Here is a 21492-nt window from a genome sequence, read left to right on the forward strand (position 1 = left end):
TCTTTCTTGGTGTCTTTAGCGTCATGGAACCACTCCGATCCCATCCCGCACTCGGTTGTGAAATGTGACAGCGGCGACGATACTCTGGGGGTTGCCCCACGGCACAATAGTCCGATGCCAAGTTCCTCTTTCTTTGATTTAAGGCTCCCCATTCTACTTGGGGGGCTTTTGGCTATCTTAAACTCAAATTTAAGATTCTATTTTTAGTGATGATGGCAATTTGTTCTCCGGCGTGGGCTGAGGAAGATTGTCAGCGAGGGGAATGATAGAATTGGTAGAAGCCTAATTTGGCTTTGTAGAAATTCTCAGCTAGTTATTCCCCTAGCCCCCTTTTGTTGTTAACCCAGGAGGTTTAAAACTCTCAGATGACTCAAGTTGTTGTAGGTCAAAACGAACCCATTGAATCCGCGCTACGCCGCTTTAAACGCCAAGTTGCTAAAGCTGGCATCTATACAGATTTCAAAAAGCATCAATTTTTTGAAACGCCGCAGGAAAAACATAAACGCAAGGAAGCAACCCGCAGAAGACAGCGTTCCCGCCGTCGTTAGTTAGTTGTCGCTGCTGAGATTACAAATATACTTTCATCTTCTAGAAACTTCTTCGGTTTTCATATAACCGAGGGGGTTTTTGTTTTTCTTAATCATATTTCAGGGGGTTTGGGGAGTTAGGCTTCCCTTCTCCAAACGCCAACATTGATCGGCGATCGCCGTTAGTTCGCCTGGATCGTGAGTCACAACCAGGAGGCCCCAATGGCCCTTTAATTTAGTCAGTAGACTGGTCAATTGTTGACGCATCGACCAATCTAAGCCAGCGGTGGGTTCGTCGAGGAGAAGGATATTAGGTTGACGAATTAATTGCACTGCTAAAGAGAGTCGTCTTTGTTGACCACCACTAAGGGCCTGGGGCGACAAATTCCAAGGGCAGTGACCAAGGCCTACCTCTTGAAGGGTTTCTGCAATACGGCTGCGGGGAACTTCCGGATGGCCCAAGCGCAATTCCTCTAGCAATGTGCCGCCGCAGAAATGACGTTCCGGAAACTGAAACACTAAACCACATAACTGCTGGAGGTGCAGAGGCGTTAACTCCTGGGTTTGCCAACGGATATGGCCGCCGGTCGGTTCCGCTAGACCAGAAAGAATTTCTAACAGAGTAGTTTTACCAGAGCCACTAGGGCCAATTATTAAACCGAGTTGTTGGGGCGCTAATTCTAAATTGATATCTTTTAGAATGGGATGCAAAGCGGCGGGCGGATGGTAGCAAACGTCGTTTAAATACAGCATATGGATAAAATTGAAACGCAATCTCCCTGGCAGATCATAGTTTGCCCTGCCAGTTCCGCCAAAAGCTAGATATTATGGCAATCACAATTTCCTAGAATTTTAGCTCGATTAGCCTAATTTTCTTGGTTTTGCCATTGCTCCTTCCTGTTCTCCTTGTAGATACACTCGACTATGTTGGCTTCCCTCACCCGTTTTACTCCGATGAATTTGATTCGTAATCGTTGGGCCCAAGTCTTGACCCAATCCCTATTAGGAGTCCTGATAGTTGGTGGCACCGCTTGGGCAGGGGATCCCTTTCGCCCCAGCAATCCCCATAACATTGGCGACCAAACAGAAGCTGCTTTTGAAGCAATTTTCCGCGATGGGAATTATCGAGGGGCAGAAGAAATTTTAGCTGTGGCTCTTCAAGTCGAACCCAATGAGCCGTTGGTTTATGCCATGCAGGCTTCCTTTGCCTACGACGCCAATGACATGGAGGGAATGAGGAAGTATGCCCAGCAAACCCTAGAGTCTGCCCAGCGCTTGGCCGCCAGCGATCCCTTACGGGGTAACCTATACATTGCTGTAGGTCATTTTCTAGAGGGTAGTTATCTGCTTAAAAAGGGTAGTTACTTACAAGCTGTAGGCAAAACAGGTACGGTATTCGAACATTTAGACAAAGCCTCCGCCATTAATCCCAACGATCCGGAACTTAATCTTTTGCGGGGTTACTTAGATCTGTTCTTGTCCCGTTATACCCCCTTCAGCCAATCGGAACAGGTGATTGGTCGTTTTGAGCAGTATGCGGCACCTGATTATCTTCGTTACCGTGCCCTAGCCACTACCTATCGAGATTTGGAGAAGTATGACCTTGCCATGGCTAATATTGACCGGGCGCTGGCCATCACCCCAGATAATCCTGAATTGCAATACTTAAAAGGGCAGTTTTTGCGTAATGAGGGCCGCCGCAGTATGGATTTAGGCAAACTTCAACAGGCCCAGCAATACTACGCACTGGCCCTAGAAAAGCAGGATCAACTATCCCGGGCATTGGTGGTTCAACTTAACCATGAAAACAATGCAGTGGTAGATGAAATTCAAAAATTAGCGCAAAATCCTAGTCTGAAGGGTTTCTAAAGCAGGAGAGTATTGTGTAATCCTATCCCTATAGTGTTGGTTTTCCTCATTTCTTTTCCCACTGGCTGATGTCTCTTGCTGGGAAACACCTTGCTGTAGGCTTGTCAGAAGATCCGTATGAGCTACAGCGCACTGACGATAGAAGTCAGGCAATGATGCCCATAGCTGGTTTGCCCCTATTTCAGAACGGTCCCCCACAATCTCATGGGTTTCAACCTCATGGGTTTCAACATCTAGGGCCAGCTAAATTCAATACTTTTGTTGTTTATTCCCTACAAATGACCACATCTCATCACATTGAATCGTTAATCGCCCTTTTTTTGAAGAGGCTTTTACTTGCTGGAGTAAGGTTTCGTATTTTTGATTGACAGATTGTTATAACCAAGGCCCTGAAACATCGCAGAAACGGGCGATACCAGCTAAAGAAATCTTTTTGAGAAGAAGTCTATCAATGAGATTTTTGGTTTCTTGAGAGATAATTTTCTGCTGGGAATGTTCTAGAAACTGGCAACCGCAGTCACAGCATTTATGATTTTGCTTGCCGTCATGAGGGCGACCATTTTTGACCACCTTGATAGACTGGCAACTGGGACAATCAAGTATGAGGGACTAGCATTGCTCACAATTTTAGCTTTTATCCTTACTCCTTAAGCACTACCAAAAAGCGTCGCCATGGAAATTAATTGGTCTTGGCAACAGTTTAGTGATATTTCTGGGGAAGAAATGCACGCAATGCTTGCCCTACGACAGGATGTGTTTGTGGTAGAGCAGAGATGTTTATATTTAGACCCTGATCAGTTGGATAAGCAATCATGGCACTTGTTTGGTCGCACCAAGGATCAAAAATTAGTGGCCTACGCACGACTGAATTTTCCTAATACTAGATACCCGGAACCATCTTTTGGCCGCGTTCTCACGAGTAAAGCCATCAGGGGAATGGGCGCTGGCAAGAAAATTGTCGAAGCCTGCATCCAGAAAAGCTTGCAGGAGTATCCAAACTCGGATGTGCGGATTTCAGCCCAGGCTCACCTCACCAAGTTTTATGCAGAATTTGGTTTTACAAAGATTGGTGATCCCTATGATGACCATGGCATAGAACACATCGGTATGATTTTGCGTGTTTCTAAACCCATGGGTGACTAATGCGCTAATTTAGTTCAGTTACCTTTGCCGATGATTGTTGTTGGAAAAAGGCTTCCGAAGGAGGGGAGCAATCAATGCCTTTCCCCCGGAAGGTGATCGCTGGAGGCGAAATTTGGTCAACCTTTGGCCCTGGAGCGGTGGGGGCCCTCGGTTCACGCATAGTTTGGGCATAGCCTTCGGTGGCGTTGGGTTTGAGCACCAAATTTTTGGCCGGCTTGGGGATAACCACGGTGGTATTGACCGTTTCAGCCATGGCCAAGGTAGGACTCAAGGTAATTGCCAGACTAAGGGAAAAAATAAATAAGCGCATGGGAACACCTCCGAGCCGAAGCTAGGGATGCCCCATACGCAGTCTCTCCCGGCGATCGGCTAGCAATTAGTTGGTGGTAAAGGTGGCAGTAACAGGGCCAACGGGTAATTCTTTGGGCCAGGGCAGAACAAAGCGGCGTTTAGTTTCGGCAAGCATATTTTCTCCTAGTAACCCTTTAAGTTGCTCTTGTTCTAGAGTGACACTCTCACCATTGCTGGATGACACCCTAAGTCCTACCCCGTCTAAAAGTCTGTGAGCAGTGCCCTGGTTGTCTAGTACGACCACGAGGGAATCTTGACCGTTATCAGACTTTTCGTGAGCGGCACTCTCCACAACTACTTTGGCTGATGTATTAGGAGGAGTGATGTAAACGGAGGAGAGATAACGGAGGGTAACTGTTATATTCACTGTAGCTCCAGTTTCCTCATCTACCGACACTATTTGCGAGAGGTTAACTGGTAACTGTTCTGCCACCAAACGATAGGCAAGTTCCTTGGATGGATTTGGTTCTCCAATCCAGGTTACTCGGACTGCTTGTTGGGTTCCTGGAGGAACGATGATTTGGGGAGGATAGATAATGAAATCATCACTACTATCCTGGTTTACTTCAGAACCATCTAGAGTCATAGCCCTTGTCACAACATCCATTTGAATTGCAACCGGCTCATCCCCTGTACTGGTTATGATGAAGGATTGAGTTGCCCCCCCACCTGAAGGGGAAAACTTGACAACAGCAGGGGAAAGCTGAAAGGCTCCCCCAGCCAAACAGGGCTGTTGAGCAAGGGTAATACCCAGAACTGTAGACAAGGAAAAAACCAGGGAACCTAGAAACTTGTTCATAATTTCATCCTTAAATTACCTTGGGGAAGCTTAGATGATTTAGCCTCCCCCCGGAAGAAATTAGTCTCACTGAGGAGAAATGGTAAAAGTGATGTTGTCAGTATAGTTACCAGCTTTTTTGCTAGTAGTGTTACCAAGTTTCAGATTAACATTAGTTGTCGTCAACCCAGTCGAATTTGTCCCACCGTCATAGACCGGGTAATCGGTATTTGGATTGATAAAAGTTACAAAACCTGCACTAGTACCAAGATCTGTAACCTGAGCAACTTCAAGTTCGTAGGAAATTGTTTGAGTTGGGTCATCGATATGCTCCAACAAACCTGCATTGGCACTTTTGACCTCCATATCCCAAGTGACATTGCTCTCTGCCTCAAGTGTACCAAACGGGAGAGTTTGATTTGCTAAATTCGCTGTAACCGCAACCGAAACTTGAGGGATGAAATCAACAGTTTGTACTGCTGCAATGTTACCAGTTACTTCACCACCATCACTCGTCTGAGCAAAAGCGGCGGGACTTAACATTACAGCGGAACCAATAACCAAACCAGAAGCTAGAAGAACTTGATTGAATTTAGTGAACATAATTTGTCGCCTCCATCCCGTGACCTTGGTCTTGGGAAATGAATGTTGTTTTTTTCTTTACTCCTTTATTGTATGGAAATGGCGATGTGTGCGTATTCGCACTAACACTGGACTTTCACTAAAGTTGGGTTTTCTACTGCTCCGTATAAATACGATTTTTTGTAACAAAACCTACATAAACAAAGAAAAGTGTTGCGCCTAATCACTCCCTAGTTGTGACTTGGATCACATACCCCCTATAATCCAGATCATTATGCCTTTTTCCTGCAAAATAATAGCTTTTTCATCAATTCTTTGCAGTTTCTTCTGGAGGGAATTGTGAAGTTGTGTTAACCAAGCCCTGGTTACTGTCCTTGTTCCTCTTCGGGATGTTGACGCTTACAATATTGACCAACGTTTAAAAGTCCATACCGTGAAACTTTATCTAGACACTAGCGTGTTGAATCGGGTTTTTGACGATCAAACCCAGGCAAGGATTGCCTTAGAGACCCAAGCTCTGAGGATGATTTTGCAACTGGTGGAAACAGAAGAGGTCGAATTGCTCAACTCGGCAGTCTTAGAGTTTGAAGCTCAGAAAAATCCCTATCCACCAAGACAACGTTGGGTACAGCAGTGTTTAGCCCTAGCCAAAAGCTATGTGCCCATGGATGAAGAGATTGTGGCTAGGGGGCAATCCTTAGAGCAAATGGGAGTGAAATCCATTGATGCCTTGCACATGGCCAGCGCAGAAAAGGGTGGATGTGATTATTTTTTAGCCTGTGATGATCGATTGCTCCGTCGTTATCATGGAAAAGTCAAAGCCCTAAATCCAGTAAGCTTCATTTTATTATTAACAGAGGGAGAGCGATGAATCTCAAGATCCCCAAGGAACAAGATGTGGTAGAAGAAGCCTTACTAATTCTGGAACAGAAACTTCCCCCATCAAAACTGGCTCTATTGCTTTCCCGATGGCAATCAGATCAGGGAGATTATTTAAAAACGCGGGACGAACTGTTCAAATGTGAAACGGTAGAATCGTTGGCCACAGATATTTTAGAGTTTGAGGCCCGACGAGCATCTTCCCAACAAGCTGAAACATAGGCCAAAGCCTGTCGAATATCCTCCTCTTCCAATTCGGGAAATTCCTGGTAGAGTTCATGGCGGTCTGGATAGGTAGCAAGTAAATCGATTACCCTTTTCACCGTCAAACGCTGTCCCCGAATACAGGGTTGACCATTCATTTGATTGGGGTTAATGGTGATCCGTTCAAGTTTCATGGGGATAATAGTTTTAAAAAAACATCAACGGCGGTAGAAACAACACCAGACTGCCAGCATTCACGGCCATTGTCGCTATCCCGTTGTTGCTCCTTTTAACAAGAATAGCCCTGGTATATGACACCATCGATTCTACCTTGACCCCAACCCAAGCCCATGGACAACAACAAGTCAACATTCTTATGCCAGGATTAGGGAATGTCTCCCTAGCGTCCCACTTCGTCACGGGGAAAGAGCTTTTGGCATCAAAACCCCGCCGTTACCTAACCATCCATGGAATTTGATCCCGATTCCCTCGTTTTTAATGCCAGGTATGACCTGTTTCAGCTCCTGGTGAATCACTTTAACGTTATTGCCTGCCTGTATCCCCGCCTATTTGCCGTAACCGTTGCCCGCATTTCCTCCCACAGGCAAAACAAGAAGAAAGTCAAAATTTTTACCCTGCAAAGCGAAGCCCTGGCTTACTTTGAACAGCAACCAGAGCCAGTGGTGGTGATCATTTGCCAACGGTTAGAAGACGGTTCCGGTTTAGACCTGTTGAAACAGCTCAAAGCCCATGCCCGATCGCCGCAGTGCTTATTGTTACTGTTGAATGACCATGCGGCCATTGTGGAAGAAGCTCAGCAGTTGGGGGCCGATGCCATCTTTTTGGAGTCTAGTTTGGGTAATGGGGAAATTAACTTGGCCGTGGAATGCTTACTCCAGGGCAAAACCTACATTGATAGTCGCCTCCAGGCGATCGCCGATTATCGGAAAGCCCAGAAGGACGAATTGACCCAGCGGGAAGTGACGATTTTACGATTAGTGGCGGAAGGCAAAACCAACAGCGAAATTGGCCAAGAATTACATCTAGCCAGCTCCACAGTGCGGGAATATGTGCAGACCATTATGCGTAAGCTCAACGCCAGGGACAGAACCTCAGCGGCGATCGCCGGGTTACGGGAAGGCTACCTAACTTAGAAAGTGTTTTGATGGAAATGGTTTGGGGCCTACCAATCCAGCACCGGCTTTTCTGCCCCCTGTTCCCATTTTCTTTGGGCATCCTTTGCAAACCAAGCAATGATAATTTCTGGGGTCAGATCGGCGATCGGCATTACAGATTACCAACTCATCGCGACTTTTTAGCTCTCTAACCCATGTCAAAAATAGGCTAATTTTTCCAGGTCGAACCCGGCCGTTACCTCCGCTAAATGGGGTAAGCTCTCCCGCTCAGAATCGCTTAGATAGGGCACAACCCCCAAAACCGGCAAATGGGTAAAGGATGCCAACATAGCTGGAGTGGCCCAGTCTTCTACCTTGACCTCTGCCTCCGGGCTAGCACAACTGAGCACCAGCCCCTTCAGTTTCACCTTAGTTTGTCTTGCTAATGCTACCTGGGCGATCGCCTGGCCCATGGCCCCCAGTTGCACCGGCACCACCAAAATGGTTTCCAAGCGCCACAGAGCCGCTATATCTGCCACTGTCAGCTCATGGGTAACGGGGGAACCTAAACTGCCCAGGGCCTCCACCAACACATGACCATGGTTCTTTTGCATTGCCTGTAGAGTCTGCCAGACTACCCCTAAATCAATGGTTTTCCCTTCTTGGTCAGCGGCCAGGGGAGGAGCTAGGGGAGCGGTAAATTTTAGCGGCGTCACCACATCCCAGTGGGTCAGATGGCTAAAGAGTTGTTGGTAAAGCTCGTCATCTCCCAACCCCGTCTGCATTAACTTCATCAATCCCAAGGACTCATGGCCACGATACTTTTGCCAGTAGGCCGCCAGGGCAGAAGTAGTTACCGTTTTGCCCACCCCGGTATCGCAACCCACAACTAATAAAGTTTTTTGGTCAACGGCTCGGAAAGAATGGGACATGGGGTAGCAAAAACCGAGGGGGAAAAGTGAAAGTGGCAGTTAATTTAAGTTTTGCAAAACCTAAAGGGATTGGCGAGGGAAGAATCCGCTATGATTGGATCGGAATCCCCTCGGTTAGCTTCCGGGCATAAGACTAGGGGGAACACCAGTAATCTGCCTTGACATGGGGGTAAAGTGTCTGCCGTGAGCCGTATCGCTACTTTAACACGTCAATCGATGCTGTCTGCCTTATCTGACAACAATCGCTTACGTCTTTTTTCCGGATCATCCAACCCATCTTTATCCCAAGAAGTAGCCCGTTATTTGGGCATGGACATCGGCCCCATGTTGCGGAAACGGTTTGCCGATGGCGAACTCTACATCCAAATCCAGGAGTCCATTCGGGGCGGTGACGTTTACCTCATTCAACCCTGCTGCCATCCGGTCAACGATAACTTGATGGAATTGTTGATCATGATCGATGCCTGTCGTCGGGCCTCGGCCCGCCAGATCACTGCGGTGTTGCCCTACTACGGTTATGCCCGGGCGGATCGTAAAACCGCTGGTCGGGAATCCATCTCAGCCAAGTTAGTCGCTAACCTTATTACCGGTGCCGGTGCCCAACGGGTATTGGCCATGGACCTCCACTCTGCCCAGATCCAGGGTTACTTTGACATTCCCTGTGACCATATGTACGGTTCCCCCGTCATTATTGACTACTTAAAAAATAAGCAACTAAGCGACTTGGTGGTGGTTTCCCCGGACGTGGGAGGGGTAGCTCGGGCCCGGGCCTTTGCCAAAAAATTAAACGACGCTCCCCTCGCCATCATTGATAAACGTCGTCAGAGCCATAATGTGGCCGAAGTATTAAATCTAATCGGTGATGTGGATGGCAAAACCGCCGTGCTGGTGGATGACATGATCGACACCGCTGGTACTTTGTCGGAAGGCTCCCGTTTGCTGCGGGCCCAGGGCGCTCGCCAGGTCTATGCCTGTGCCACCCATGCCGTTTTCTCCGAGCCGGCCATTAATCGTCTTTCCGGTGGTTTGTTTGAGGAAGTAATTGTCACCAATACAATTCCTGTGCCTGGCGATCACCATTTTCCCCAACTGACTATTCTTTCAGTGGCCAATTTAATTGGGGAAGCGATTTGGCGCATCCATGAAGAAAGCTCCGTCAGCAGTATGTTCCGCTAGGAATAGGTTTTTAGTTTTTTTGTGGACAATGGCAAAGCTGGATAGCTAGGCTGGCCAAAGCTTGGGCTGGATGATAGTCTTGGTTAAGCAATTTGCAGTTAATGCCGCCTTGGTTCACCCTTGTCTTTGGCTATGCTGGTAGTTGGGTGATGCAATTATTGCCTAACTATTTCCCTGGGGTCTGTTTTGTCAAATTCTGCAATTTTGGCAATTAAGTTGTCTTAAACAGATTGCCCCTGAACATGCCCCACTTCCATCTCAAATTTCCTCGGAGGCCAAGCCATGTCCATGCCCAGATCTTCCCGATTCAAATTCCGCCAAAAACTCTTTGCCTTCCTCTCCCTGAGTGGCGTTCTAGTAATGGGTTTACCCGCCATCAGTTTTGCCCAAGGTAACTCTGGGTTCACTATTTTTAGTGGGGTGGATAATCGTAGTGATATTCTGGATTACTACCTACAATTTAACGGTCGTTCTGGCCAAAGGGACCGCTACAAACTCTATATCCCCGCCAAGAAAATGACCCAGGGGGCAAAGGTTTTATACGTTTCCTACCCCGAAAATTTTGATGGTACTTTCGATGTCGAGAAAGTCCGGGTGGAAACTAAACGCCAGGGTAACATTGACATCGAAGATGTGGTTTGGGACAAAGAAAGTCGCTTTCTGCAAATTGTCCTAGCGGAACCAGCAGAACCCAACAGCCAGGTGACCATTACCCTTTCCAATGTTACTAACCCCAGCTTAGGAACCTACTATATGGTGGCTGATGCCATGGTATCGGGCGATATCCCTGTCCGAGTTTATTTGGGCACTTGGATTGTGAGCATCAATCGCTAGTTACTTACCTTTTATCCGTATAAACTGTCTATCTTTACGCTTTAGCCAGAGAATGGCTCTGGTTTTCGTCAACTGTATTGAGTAGCGAGAATTTCCATGACTACCCATTGCCGCCGAACCGTTGCGGCTATTTTTCTGGCAATTTTTTCCTGGCCGATCGCCCCTGGTCAAGCTTCTCCTCCCAGGCCGATGGATAAAACGGTGGAGTGTGAAATTTTGGTGGTGGGCGGTGGATTGGCCGGCACAGCCACGGCCTATGAAGGTCTGTTGGCCGGAAAAACCGTTTGCATGACGGAATTAACGGATTGGGTGGGGGGGCAACTCACGTCCCAGGGCACCGCCGCCCTCGATGAGCGACCTACCCAAACAGACAAGCTATTTTATCCCCGGGGCTATCTAGAACTCAGGCAACGGATCAAAGATTTTTACGGTGTGCAAAATCCAGGCAAATGTTGGGTAAGCCGTTCTGCTTGTTTCCTCCCCAAAGATGGCCATGACATTTTGATGGCAATGCTAGAGGATGCAGAAAAGCAAGGCCAAGGCACCCTGCAATGGTTCCCCAACACGGTCATTAAAGAATTAGTTTTGGCCCCCACCGCCCCAGGGGAAGAGGGACAGGAAATCATCCAGGCGATCGCCATTCAGCACCAACCGGCCCCCAATGCTCCGCCTCTGAATACCAAACTGCTGTCCCAGACCATTGAAGATAGTTACCGTTACGAAGATTCAGAACAATTAACCAAAACCATTATTAACTTCAATCCTCCCCAGACTAACCAGGGTAGAAGAGCCCCATGGTTGGTGGTGGAAGCTACGGAAACGGGGGAATTAATTGCCCTGGCTGATGTGCCCTATCGAGTGGGAGTGGATCCCCGCACCTACCTAGACCCCTCTTCCTCTAGTGTGGAAGGTTTTGCTTACTGTACCCAGGGCTTTACCTACACCTTTGCGATGGAGGCCACTGCGGAGCCCCAACCCCAGCCAGAACCGGACTTTTACCAAAGATTTATCCCCTATTACAGCTACGACCAATCCCGGTTTGATTTCGATGCGTTGTTTACTTATCGACGTATTTGGAGTCCAGATGGCCTAGGAATTTTTGAGCCCGCCACCCCTAATCAACCGAAAAATCGCTTTGGGGTCAGTCCCGCCCGGCCGGGGGAAATTTCCATGCAAAACTGGTTACCAGGTAATGACTACACCCCTGGTACCCCTAGGGACAATTTTGTTTACACCAGGGAGCAGCTACAACAAACGGGACAATTGGAACCGGGGGGATGGTTGGGAGGCTTGCGGACGGAAAGCCTAGCCAATGGGGAAAAAATTGCCCTGGGTTTTTACCATTGGTTAGTGGCGGGTACCACCGATGCCAAATTAGGGAACAACGTCAAAAAGCCCAATCCTAATAACCGTTTGCTGACGGGGCTGGATAGTCCCATGGGTACGGAGCATGGCCTTTCTAAGTTTCCCTATATTCGGGAAGGGCGCAGGATTATTGGGCGGCCAGATTTTATTTATCCCAACGGTTTTGAAATCAATGAAACAGACATTTCCCGCCAGAACTTTAAGGACGATTTTTATCGGGAAAATCTTTCTCCCCGGGATTACCGTCGTTTACATGCCGAGCTAGCGGGCATTGATGGTTTAGACGTGCTGGATGGTACCCTTGCTCCCGATGCCGTGGAGCGTCGTCAGCGGGCCACCATGTACCCGGATTCTGTGGGCATTGGCCATTACAACATTGATTTCCACCCCTGCTATTTGGAATATCCAGTGGAAAAACCCGGTAACATTGAGCGGCCGGGGGAGCGACAAGCCCATACCCCTTCCTATCCGTTCCAAATTCCCCTGCGGGCCATGATTCCCCAGCGCATTGATAATTTATTGGTGGTGGGAAAAACCATTGCCACTAGTCACATTGCGGCGGCGGCCTACCGAGTTCATTCCTTTGAGTGGTCTTCCGGGGCGGCGGCGGGTATTGTGGCGGCGGATGCGTTGCAAAACGATTATTTACCCTATCAATTGGTGAACCAAACTGCTTTAATTGCTAATCCAAAATTGTTGCAGTTACGGCGCAAAATTGAAGATACGGGTAACCCGACAGCTTTCCCTAATACTTCTATTTTCACTAGCTTTGAAAATTGGAAGTAAGGAGTTCTTTGGGTTGACGTTTATTGGATTGGAGCCTGTTTGTAAAGGGGATTAATCTCCTAGCCCCGCTTAAAAATTTGTTTAGTCTGCCTCAACTTCCGACAAGTAATTAATCTCCCTTACCTGTCTTGATGAGGGGCAAAATTTTGTGATCTTGGGAGTGATCGCCAACTTTTTTATCTATAGAAAAAACGGCAACATTTGATCCACAAAATTAACTTCGTCGAGGGCGATGAGGGCTACCCCAGCAGTAATCACACCGATACCAAGCCAACGGGCCAGGGGAATGGTTTCCTTGAGCAAAAATTTAGCCCCCAATAAGCTCATCACATAACCAAGCGCTCCCGCCGGTCGAATCAGACTAATATCCGTCCAACTGAGCAGGGAAATGAAAGTAACAAAACTAATAGTTTGGCAACCAATGCCTCCTAAAACTGAAGGATGGGAAAGGATACGACCGATTAATTTGACCATTTTCAGGGGTGATTGCAAGCTCACAGGGCCAATTTGTTTCATGCCCCGGGCGATTAATACGTCCCCAGCGGAATCGGTAAAAATTAAAATTAGAATACCAAACCAGACTCGGGACAGAGCAATGCCCACCGGAAATAACCACAATGGCGATCGCCGGGAAGACTTCACTGGCACGGCAGGGGTCGGGCTAAACTTTTCCCGCATCAATTGGGAGCGGTGACGATGTTCCGACCAACAGACAATGAATACGCCACTGGCAATCATAAAGGTGGCGAGCCAACGGTAAAAAGAAACTTCTTCCCCCAGTATTAGCCACGCCAGTAGGGCATTGAGGATATAGCTAGAAGAAAATAGGGGGAGAACTAAACTTAAATCCAGTCGAGATGTGGCAGTGAAATAGAGAAAAAGAGCGAACAATAACGTGATTACCCCCACCACAATCCAGGGGGAAGTGAGCAGATAGAGAAACAATGTCCACAAACCCGCCAGGCTATAGTCCTCCACTGAGCCAAACACTTTCATGCCCTGGCTGAGCCAAATATCCCCCAAAACCTGGGTTGTGACCATGGTTAACAGGAGGCCAATGGTTTTCCACTCCCTTAACGTTAAGCGTTTAGCTCCGGTGAGCAAAGTTAATGATCCTCCTCGTCCAGGTGTTAATGCAAAACTTGCTTTGACGGACTAACCTAACCGACGAACATAGCCAGGCCATCCGTTGCTTTGAGTAGGCGATCGGCCGCCCGTTCTGGGTGGGGCATCATACCCAAGACGTTGCCTTGACCATTGGTAATGCCAGCAATGTGGTGTAAGGAGCCGTTGGGATTACTGTCCGCAGTCAGTTCCCCCTGGGCATTGCTGTAGCGGAAAAGAATTTGACCGTTATCTTCCAACCCTTTTAACGTATCCTCATCGGCAAAATAGCGGCCTTCGCCGTGGGCGATGGGAAGGGTGATCACCTGTTGAGATTGATAGCCCTGGGTCCACAGAGTTTGGTTACTTTCCACCCGCACCGATACTCGGTCACAGATGAAGTGTAAATCCCGGTTACGGATTAAAGCCCCCGGCAATAACCCAACTTCCGTCAGCACTTGAAAACCGTTACAGATGCCCAACACCCTTTTGCCTGCTTTGGCATGGTCAATGATGGCGGCCATGATGGGGGAAAATCTGGCGATCGCCCCACAGCGGAGATAATCGCCATAGCTAAAGCCCCCTGGCAAAACCACCACATCCACCCCATGGAGATCGGTTTCCTGGTGCCAAATAAACCGGGTCGGCTGGTCTAACAAACCGGCGGTGACGGTGGCAATATCCCGATCGCAGTTGGAACCGGGGAAAACAATAATACCAAAGCTGGTCATGGCGTGACGGCACCTTCTAGGGCAGTAATTTCAAAGCAATAATTTTCGATCACCGTATTGGCCAATAGTTGATCACACATGGTGTCTAGCTGTTGGGAAGCGGTGGCTTCGTCCGGGGCTTCGAGGGTTAATTCGATATATTTACCAATTCTGACCTGGGAAACGCTATCGTAGCCCAATTGTTGCAAACCGGATTGCACAGCGGTACCGGCGGGGTCCAGCACGGAGGGACGGAGGGTAACGTAAATACGACAATGGTAGGAATGGGACATGGAGGGCCTTACCGGGGAATCTGCCACTGTTAATCCTGCCTTAGAAAGTCTTTCTCGGCAAGGTTAAAGCCGTGGGGTCAATTAGGCTGACCAGATTGGGAAAATCGGCGGCAATTGCCATAGCTACCAAGTTTTTTGCATTAGTAGGGCGTGGGGGGAAAAGCCAAATTTTTCATACAGTTCTTTGGCTCCTTGGTTGTGGGTAAAAACCTGTAACGCCAATCGCCGATCGCCTCTTTGTTCACCCCATTGTTGGGCCTGGGCCATCAAAGCAGTGGCAATGCCCCGACGACGGTGGGCCGGCTCCACATAGAGCATAAAAATATGGCCATGGCGATCGCCCGTGACCTGATCAACGGCGTTACCGAGCCAAAGGCCGGCAATGGGCTGGGCACAAGCAGTTTTTTCCCCTTGGTTATTTCCCCTCTGATCCTGTACTGGCAAGTTAATTTGGGCCATCAATCCCAAGGGGTCTTCTCCGACAGAAAAACTATTATCATGGTGAACAGGGCTCCCCTGGCCAGCCTCCGGAGTGACCCACCACAATGGCGATCGCCAAGAAAAATAACTTTCCACTGTTTGTCCCAGATGGGAGAAGTCGTGCCGTTCTGGAAAGAGGGCCTGGTAAGTACGCTCCAAAAAATCCACCAGTAACCGTCGATCTCTGGTCGTTCCCTTATAGAGACAATAACCGGGGGGACTTAAGGCTGATTTTTCCATGGTTGCTGAACGCTATTGACCAGAGCAAGCAAATTGACTAAAATTTGCCAGTTTTTCCCATTTTCCCCAGATCGCCATGAAGTATCCCCTCAAAAACCTGCTAGGGTTTGGGCTCACTCTTATCCTAACGGCGATCGCCTTGGTCAGCCTGAACCAAAGACAGGTTTTGCAACCCCTCACCGTGGGCATGAACGACTGGCCTGGTTATAGCGTCATCCTGTATGCCGAAGCTAAGGGCCTATTCACCAAGCGGGGACTAGACGTTAAGCTAGTTCATTTTGAAGAACAGAATGATAATCTCCGGGCCACCATGCGGGGCTACCAAGATGCTAGTTTTGCTCCCTTGCCCCACGCTATGCAATTAGATTTTCCCCAAGCCACCCCAGAGTTCATCCTCGTTGCCGATGTTTCCGCTGGTTCCGACGGCATTGTGGCCCGGCCGGGATTAAATTTCATGGCCCAAATGGCTGGCAAAAAAATTAGTGCTCGGTTTGGCAGTATTGCCCACGTAATTTTGCTTGAAGCCCTGTGGGCCAACGATTTAGACCTGGACGAAGTGGAAATTGTTGACATACCCAACGAAGAAGGGATTGCTCACCTCAAGGATGGTTCCATTGACGCAGCAGTGCTTTGGGAACCGCTGTTGCACAAAACAGCCCAAGAAATTGGGGGTAATATTATCTACACCACCGCAGAACTAGACAGCATGGTGGTGGATGGTCTGATAACCCGTGCAGAAGTGGTTCAGGAAAAACGAGAAGAATTAATTCGCTTCATTCAAGTATGGCTGGAGGTAATGGATGCGGTGGAAAATAATCCCCAAGAGGTTTTCGCCATTGTGGCCCAACAATTAGAGGTCCCTGTGGAAATCTTTGTCCAAGGTTTCCAGGGTATGATTCACGGCGATCGCATCTTGAATGAAGAAATGTTAGTGCAAAAACGATTAGAGTCCATCATTGCCAGAAACTATCGATTATTACAAGAAAGTTGTCGTCATCGCTTGATTATTCGAGATGATATTGCCATAAATTCCCAACCATTTTCCCAAGCTGTGGAGCGTCTTTAGCTATGATTCAGGACAAACCCACTTTTACCCGCCCCCTACGTTACCAGTTGCTAGCTGGTTGCGCCCTCATTCTCCTGTTTACCAGTGCCATAGCTATAGTTTTTACCAGGCAACAATTACAAGAAAAATCAAGAATTAATATTACCAGAAGGGCCCAGCGATTGACCGAAGGCTTGGAATTTGCAGCGGAAGGTTTGGTGGAGACCAAGGACGTTTATCGTCTCAATCGCTTAGTGCAAAATTATGCGGCTTGGCCCAATGTGCAAACAATTTCAATCATCAATCCTAACGGTGTCATCATTGCCCATGGTGAGGGGATAAAAATGGCACGGGGAAAAAAATATGCTCAAATCGCACCAGCTCTTTTTCCTATTTTTGAACAGGTTTCCATCAGTGGCATTCCCCAATCTCGAATTACCAAAGTTGATGGTGAAGAAGTGGTGGTTTATGCTCTTCCCTTTAATACGTACTCTTTTCCTGAGCAGGGAGAAAATTCCCATGACCAAAATAGCCACCGACGGGGAGTGGCAATCACAGTCCTAGCAAAACAGGAATTAAACCGAGAGGTTAACCAGGCACTTTTATTAGTAGTGGCTTCATTCATTATTGGCACTGTGGTAATTGTTCTGTTATTGGGTTTACTAATTAGATATTCTGTCTTGGCCCCTTTGGGTAAACTGCACCGGGCATTAATTAATTATGACAATGTTGAGCAGTTTAGTTTGCCTCCCCTACCAAGTAACGAGATTGGTTTCTTGGGGCAAACCCTGGTGCATACCTTCAATCAATTGCAGATTTATCAACGGGAAGCCCTAGAAATTGCTGAAAGGAAATATGTGGAAATTGCCCAACGCTACGAATTGGCTTCCCAAGCCACTAGGGTATGGGTGTGGGAATGTCAGCCCCAACTGCACTACTTTGAAGTGGACCCCAATTTGATTACCTGGCTCGGCTTTGAGCAACCCCTGGAGCGAGGAGATGGGGATTTTTTCATTCACCCAGACGATCGCCCTATGTTTTGGCAGACCATTGAGCAAAGTTTGGCCGACCCAACAGTGGAACTGTCAGTAGAACTCCGTTTAGAAGACGCTGAAGGCCAGATTTATTATTGTCTGTTACGTGGTCAAATTCACCTGGAAAAAGATCAATTATTTACTAGGATTATTGGCACGATCGCCGATATTACGGAGATTAAGAAAGCAGAAGAACAATTAAAGCTTTCCAACAAAATTTTAGCCAAAGCTACCCAACTGAAGGATGAATTTCTGGCAAACATGAGCCACGAATTGCGCACTCCCCTCAACTCCATTTTAGGCATGGCTGAGGCTCTACAAAATCAATTTTATGGTCCCTTAAACGGCAAACAAATTCAATCTTTGGAAGTAGTGGAAAGAAGCGGCAAACATTTACTTTCCTTGATCAACGACATTCTTGACCTTTCCAAAATCGAAGCTGGCAAGATGGATTTAGATTTGGAATCAACTAATTTACTGACGTTGGTTAATCATAGTTTGACATTTGTGCAACACTTTGCACTACAAAAGCGAGTTAATTTATCATCCGAAATACCACCAAATTTACCAGATGTGATGGTGGACAAACGAAGGATTTGTCAGGTTTTAATTAATTTACTCAACAACGCCATTAAATTTACGCCGGAAGGGGGCAAGGTAATCCTACAGGTTAACTTGGTCATGGAAGAAGGGGCTCCTGATCACCATGGTCAATTGCCTCAGCTACATCTCACCGTTATAGATACGGGCATTGGCATTGCGGCGGAAAGATTAAGTAATATTTTTGAGCCTTTTGTGCAGATTGATAGCGCCCTCAATCGTCGTTATGAAGGTACAGGATTAGGTCTTTCTCTAGTGAAAAAAATTGTTGAACTCCATGGAGGTTTGGTAGGTGTCACCAGTGAATTAAACCGGGGTAGTCAATTTTTTGTCGTTATTCCTTGTATTCTTCAAGATGGCGTTGACCAGCCTCCCCAGGGCGAACTATTCAAAGTTGCTAACATTGATCAGCCGATTTCAACAACCATCACCCTAGTCAGTGAAAATTGCGCCTATGCCACCAGCTTGAGTAGTTATTTCCAGGCCAGGGGTTACCAACTGCAATGGTTAAATGCTTCTTTTCCGACTAGGGCTCAATTATCCGCCTTAAAACAATCGGATAATCATTCTTACCACTGGTTGGTGATGGATTTACCCCAGGTTACCAACTCCACCAAGCAGATGCTAGATGAGATCAGAGATTTCCTGGGTGCTGATTCTGTGACCATTGTTGCCCTAATCGATGCCATGGATTATGCGGACGGTGACATCGTGCAGATAGAGATCGCAGCCGATCAGTTTTTGGTTAGGCCAGTGCGCTTCCATCGGCTGATGGAGATTTTTCTACAGCATTCCCAGGCGATCGCCTACCAGTGAAAGACCCAGAACGACTTAAATTTGTATAACTTATTTTTTGATCGGGCTGAGGGCACAACTAATCCGGCCTTGGCCTAAGGCAACGGGCAAGATTAGGATCAAAGGCTTAGCTATGGCAACTTTGTTTTTTAGCTCAAACTTTATTCTCTTGACAATGAAAATTATTAACACCGCCCAAGCCCCGGCCCCCGTTGGCCCCTATAACCAGGCGATCGCCGCCAATGGTTTTCTCTTTACCGCCGGACAAATTGCCCTAGACCCCCAAACCATGACCATTGTGGGAGAAGGGAACGTGGAAGCCCAAGCGAAACAGGTATTGGCTAATTTAGGGGCAGTGTTACAGGAAGCAGGCTGCGGTTGGGAAAATGTGGTTAAAACGACGGTTTTTTTGCAAGATATGAATGATTTTGCCGCTGTTAACGCCATCTATGCCCAATATTTCGACGAGGCGATCGCCCCGGCCCGCAGTTGTGTGGAAGTGGCCCGCCTGCCCAAGGATGTGTTGGTGGAAATTGATTGTGTCGCTGTGTTACCAAGCTAGGGGAATGTCAGCCATCGATCCAGACTCCATGCTCTAATGGAACTATTGACCAAACAAATTTGTTCGCAATGTCAGGCCGCCCCAAGGGGGTGTACCACAATGCCAACGGCGGCCCCAATGTTCCAGGAGTAGCAATTATGGCTGGATCTCTTTTTACCGATGCCAGTAAACGCCTCGAAAAAGCCCTTAAATATGTGGCCATTTCCGACGATGCCGGAGAAAGGCTGAAATATCCCAAAACTAGCCTCAGTGTTTCCATTCCGGTGCGGATGGACGATGGTTCCCTGAAAATATTTCCCGGTTACAGAGTGCGCTACGACGACACCAGAGGACCGGGGAAAGGGGGGGTGCGCTACCATCCCAACGTCACCATGGACGAGGTACAGTCCCTTGCTTTTTGGATGACCTTTAAGTGTGCCCTGTTAAATTTACCCTTCGGGGGAGCCAAGGGGGGCATCACCCTCAATCCCAAAGAACTAAGTCGGGCGGAATTAGAACGCCTTAGTCGGGGTTACATCGAGGCGATCGCCGATTTCATTGGCCCGGACGTCGATATCCTAGCTCCAGACGTTTACACCAACGAAATGATGATGGGCTGGATGATGGATCAATACAGCATCATTCGCCGTAAAATCAGTCCCGCCGTTGTCACCGGCAAACCCGTCACCATGGGGGGCAGTCAGGGACGGAACACCGCCACTGGTACCGGGGCTTTTTTCATCATGCAGGCCATGTTGCCCAAATTTGACCGGTATCCTGAAAATACCACCGTGGCTGTCCAGGGCTTTGGTAATGCGGGCATGGTAGTGGCGGAATGCCTATACCAAGAAGGCTACAAAGTGGTGGCCATTAGTGATTCCCAGGGGGGCATTTACAACGAACAAGGGGTGGACATTCCCGCTGCCATTGACTACAAACAACACAACCGCAGTTTGGCTGGCATGTATTGTGACCAGACCCTGTGTGATTTGGGGGACAATCAACAATTGAGCAACGCTGAATTGTTAGCCCTGGACGTAGATGTACTGATTCCCGCCGCCCTGGAAAATCAACTTACCGCCGACAATGCGGATCAGGTGAAGGCCCGTTACATTTTTGAAGTGGCTAATGGCCCCACCACCAGCGGAGCCGACGATATTTTAGTCAGCAAAGGCATCTACGTTTTTCCCGATATTTTGGTCAATGCTGGGGGGGTGACGGTGAGCTACTTTGAATGGGTGCAGAACCGCAGTGGTCTGTACTGGAGTGCCAAGGAAGTCAACGATCGCCTGAAGGAAAAAATGGTGGAGGAAGCAGAACAGGTGTGGCACATTGCCCAGGACTTGGAAGTGAGTGTGCGGACTGCGGCCTATATCCATGCCCTCAACCGCTTGAGTGAAGCAATGGACGCCAAGGGCACCAGGGACTACTACCAAGATACCTAGGCTAACCTTTTAGAGTTTCTTTCCAAAAACCCCCTGACTCTCGGGTTGGGGGAAAACGGGAAACCGTCCCCCAGCATTGCCGGCGCTTTAACTGGTCAATTTAGGGCGCAAACTAAAACTTTGCCACCAAGCTCTCAGGAAAAATCTGAAATAATGGGGGGTAGGGTTTCTTCTTTCCAATCCCGTCCATTTTTCACTGTTCACCATGGCCGAAACTGCAATTACCACCAGCGATAACGTCGAAAAGTATGGCGAGCGGGAAATTCGGGATGCTCAACTGATTACTTTCCCCAATCCCCGCCCAGGCCGTTGTTACGATGTCCACATCACTCTGCCGGAATTTACCTGCAAATGTCCTTTTTCCGGTTACCCTGATTTTGCCACCCTTTATCTGACCTATTGTCCCGACCAAAAGGTGGTTGAACTCAAATCTATTAAGCTCTATATCAACAGCTACCGCGATCGCCATATTCCCCACGAAGAAGTGACCAACCAAATTTTGGATGACTTTGTGGCGGTGGCCAATCCTTTGTACGCTAGACTGAAAGCTGATTTTAACCCCCGGGGTAATGTCCATACGGTGATTGAAGTGGAATATCACCAACAGGATAGGCAAAATAGTTAAGAAGAACTCTGTCCCAAAAGAGTCTTTTAAACAGGTTGA

General features: G+C 47.9%; 24 protein-coding genes and 1 rRNA gene. 14 read left to right on the forward strand and 11 right to left on the reverse strand.

The window, feature by feature from the left end; translation table 11 throughout:
- The first annotated feature begins 5 nt into the window (after nucleotides 1-5).
- Nucleotides 6-123 (forward strand): 5S ribosomal RNA (rrf, locus tag IQ217_RS15255).
- 242 nt (nucleotides 124-365) lie between these two features.
- Complete coding sequence (gene rpsU, locus IQ217_RS15260) at nucleotides 366-548, forward strand: 30S ribosomal protein S21 (protein WP_010873397.1); 183 nt, start codon at nucleotides 366-368, stop codon at nucleotides 546-548.
- A 99-nt stretch (nucleotides 549-647) separates the two neighbouring features.
- On the opposite strand, the gene IQ217_RS15265 is transcribed toward rpsU, so the two are convergent.
- Nucleotides 648-1280, reverse strand: a complete 633-nt coding sequence (locus tag IQ217_RS15265; protein ID WP_194020601.1) for an ABC transporter ATP-binding protein — start codon at nucleotides 1278-1280, stop codon at nucleotides 648-650.
- A 201-nt stretch (nucleotides 1281-1481) separates the two neighbouring features.
- On the opposite strand from IQ217_RS15265, the gene IQ217_RS15270 reads away from it, so the two are divergent.
- The gene (locus IQ217_RS15270; protein WP_228024164.1) at nucleotides 1482-2396 is read left to right on the forward strand and encodes a Sll0314/Alr1548 family TPR repeat-containing protein; all 915 of its coding nucleotides are present in this window, start codon (nucleotides 1482-1484) and stop codon (nucleotides 2394-2396) included.
- Between the two features lie 375 nt (nucleotides 2397-2771).
- Here the strand turns inward: IQ217_RS15270 and IQ217_RS19530 are convergent, their stop codons facing one another.
- Nucleotides 2772-2999, reverse strand: coding sequence for an IS1/IS1595 family N-terminal zinc-binding domain-containing protein (locus IQ217_RS19530; RefSeq protein ID WP_420826698.1), 228 nt, complete (start codon nucleotides 2997-2999; stop codon nucleotides 2772-2774).
- Between the two features lie 69 nt (nucleotides 3000-3068).
- On the opposite strand from IQ217_RS19530, the gene IQ217_RS15275 reads away from it, so the two are divergent.
- A complete protein-coding gene (locus IQ217_RS15275) occupies nucleotides 3069-3539 on the forward strand; it encodes a GNAT family N-acetyltransferase (RefSeq protein WP_194020603.1) in 471 nt (156 codons plus the stop codon).
- 4 nt (nucleotides 3540-3543) lie between these two features.
- Here IQ217_RS15275 and IQ217_RS19045 read toward each other — a convergent pair whose 3' ends face one another.
- From IQ217_RS19045 to IQ217_RS15290, 3 genes are all read right to left on the reverse strand, one after another.
- Entirely contained in the window at nucleotides 3544-3849 is a 306-nt protein-coding gene (locus IQ217_RS19045) for a hypothetical protein (protein ID WP_228024165.1), read from the reverse strand.
- A 66-nt stretch (nucleotides 3850-3915) separates the two neighbouring features.
- Nucleotides 3916-4689, reverse strand: coding sequence for a fimbrial biogenesis chaperone (locus IQ217_RS15285; protein ID WP_194020604.1), 774 nt, complete (start codon nucleotides 4687-4689; stop codon nucleotides 3916-3918).
- A gap of 66 nt (nucleotides 4690-4755) precedes the next feature.
- Nucleotides 4756-5271, reverse strand: a complete 516-nt coding sequence (locus IQ217_RS15290) for a hypothetical protein (protein WP_194020605.1) — start codon at nucleotides 5269-5271, stop codon at nucleotides 4756-4758.
- A gap of 412 nt (nucleotides 5272-5683) precedes the next feature.
- On the opposite strand from IQ217_RS15290, the gene IQ217_RS15295 reads away from it, so the two are divergent.
- Entirely contained in the window at nucleotides 5684-6121 is a 438-nt protein-coding gene (locus IQ217_RS15295) for a PIN domain-containing protein (protein WP_194020606.1), read from the forward strand.
- A 118-nt stretch (nucleotides 6122-6239) separates the two neighbouring features.
- On the opposite strand, the gene IQ217_RS15300 is transcribed toward IQ217_RS15295, so the two are convergent.
- Nucleotides 6240-6527 (reverse strand): DUF433 domain-containing protein, encoded by a 288-nt coding sequence (locus tag IQ217_RS15300; protein WP_194020607.1) that lies wholly within the window; start codon nucleotides 6525-6527, stop codon nucleotides 6240-6242.
- A gap of 273 nt (nucleotides 6528-6800) precedes the next feature.
- On the opposite strand from IQ217_RS15300, the gene IQ217_RS15305 reads away from it, so the two are divergent.
- Nucleotides 6801-7487: a response regulator transcription factor gene (locus IQ217_RS15305; RefSeq protein WP_194020608.1), complete on the forward strand. Its 687-nt coding sequence runs from the start codon at nucleotides 6801-6803 to the stop codon at nucleotides 7485-7487.
- Nucleotides 7488-7666: 179 nt separating this feature from the next.
- On the opposite strand, the gene bioD is transcribed toward IQ217_RS15305, so the two are convergent.
- The gene (gene bioD / locus IQ217_RS15310; RefSeq protein ID WP_194020609.1) at nucleotides 7667-8380 is read right to left on the reverse strand and encodes a dethiobiotin synthase; all 714 of its coding nucleotides are present in this window, start codon (nucleotides 8378-8380) and stop codon (nucleotides 7667-7669) included.
- 174 nt (nucleotides 8381-8554) lie between these two features.
- Between bioD and IQ217_RS15315 the strand changes: the two genes are divergently transcribed.
- The 3 genes from IQ217_RS15315 to IQ217_RS15325 all read left to right on the forward strand — a co-directional run bounded on the left by IQ217_RS15315 (nucleotide 8555) and on the right by IQ217_RS15325 (nucleotide 12541).
- A complete protein-coding gene (locus tag IQ217_RS15315; RefSeq protein ID WP_194020610.1) occupies nucleotides 8555-9556 on the forward strand; it encodes a ribose-phosphate pyrophosphokinase in 1002 nt (333 codons plus the stop codon).
- Between the two features lie 282 nt (nucleotides 9557-9838).
- Entirely contained in the window at nucleotides 9839-10390 is a 552-nt protein-coding gene (locus IQ217_RS15320) for a DUF2808 domain-containing protein (RefSeq protein WP_194020611.1), read from the forward strand.
- A 96-nt stretch (nucleotides 10391-10486) separates the two neighbouring features.
- Nucleotides 10487-12541, forward strand: coding sequence for an FAD-dependent oxidoreductase (locus tag IQ217_RS15325; protein ID WP_194020612.1), 2055 nt, complete (start codon nucleotides 10487-10489; stop codon nucleotides 12539-12541).
- Between the two features lie 180 nt (nucleotides 12542-12721).
- Here the strand turns inward: IQ217_RS15325 and IQ217_RS15330 are convergent, their stop codons facing one another.
- The 4 genes from IQ217_RS15330 to IQ217_RS15345 all read right to left on the reverse strand — a co-directional run bounded on the left by IQ217_RS15330 (nucleotide 12722) and on the right by IQ217_RS15345 (nucleotide 15368).
- Nucleotides 12722-13645: an EamA family transporter gene (locus IQ217_RS15330; RefSeq protein WP_228017350.1), complete on the reverse strand. Its 924-nt coding sequence runs from the start codon at nucleotides 13643-13645 to the stop codon at nucleotides 12722-12724.
- A 56-nt stretch (nucleotides 13646-13701) separates the two neighbouring features.
- Nucleotides 13702-14376: a phosphoribosylformylglycinamidine synthase subunit PurQ gene (gene purQ, locus IQ217_RS15335; RefSeq protein WP_194020613.1), complete on the reverse strand. Its 675-nt coding sequence runs from the start codon at nucleotides 14374-14376 to the stop codon at nucleotides 13702-13704.
- On the reverse strand, nucleotides 14373-14675 hold the full coding sequence (gene purS, locus IQ217_RS15340) for a phosphoribosylformylglycinamidine synthase subunit PurS (protein ID WP_194020614.1): 303 nt from the start codon (nucleotides 14673-14675) through the stop codon (nucleotides 14373-14375). Before purS ends, purQ begins: the two co-directional genes overlap by 4 nt.
- A 96-nt stretch (nucleotides 14676-14771) precedes the next feature.
- Nucleotides 14772-15368, reverse strand: coding sequence for a GNAT family N-acetyltransferase (locus IQ217_RS15345; RefSeq protein WP_194020615.1), 597 nt, complete (start codon nucleotides 15366-15368; stop codon nucleotides 14772-14774).
- 76 nt (nucleotides 15369-15444) lie between these two features.
- Between IQ217_RS15345 and IQ217_RS15350 the strand changes: the two genes are divergently transcribed.
- The 5 genes from IQ217_RS15350 to queF all read left to right on the forward strand — a co-directional run bounded on the left by IQ217_RS15350 (nucleotide 15445) and on the right by queF (nucleotide 21453).
- A complete protein-coding gene (locus IQ217_RS15350; protein WP_194020616.1) occupies nucleotides 15445-16434 on the forward strand; it encodes an ABC transporter substrate-binding protein in 990 nt (329 codons plus the stop codon).
- Between the two features lie 2 nt (nucleotides 16435-16436).
- Nucleotides 16437-18863 (forward strand): PAS domain-containing sensor histidine kinase, encoded by a 2427-nt coding sequence (locus IQ217_RS15355; protein ID WP_194020617.1) that lies wholly within the window; start codon nucleotides 16437-16439, stop codon nucleotides 18861-18863.
- A 148-nt stretch (nucleotides 18864-19011) separates the two neighbouring features.
- Entirely contained in the window at nucleotides 19012-19404 is a 393-nt protein-coding gene (locus IQ217_RS15360; RefSeq protein ID WP_194020628.1) for a RidA family protein, read from the forward strand.
- A gap of 137 nt (nucleotides 19405-19541) precedes the next feature.
- Complete coding sequence (gene gdhA / locus IQ217_RS15365) at nucleotides 19542-20828, forward strand: NADP-specific glutamate dehydrogenase (RefSeq protein WP_194020618.1); 1287 nt, start codon at nucleotides 19542-19544, stop codon at nucleotides 20826-20828.
- A 205-nt stretch (nucleotides 20829-21033) separates the two neighbouring features.
- Entirely contained in the window at nucleotides 21034-21453 is a 420-nt protein-coding gene (gene queF / locus IQ217_RS15370) for a preQ(1) synthase (RefSeq protein ID WP_190598364.1), read from the forward strand.
- The last annotated feature ends 39 nt before the right edge of the window (nucleotides 21454-21492 follow it).

It is taken from the genome of Synechocystis salina LEGE 00031 (assembly GCF_015207985.1).
Taxonomy (GTDB): Bacteria; Cyanobacteriota; Cyanobacteriia; order Cyanobacteriales; family Microcystaceae; genus Synechocystis; species Synechocystis salina.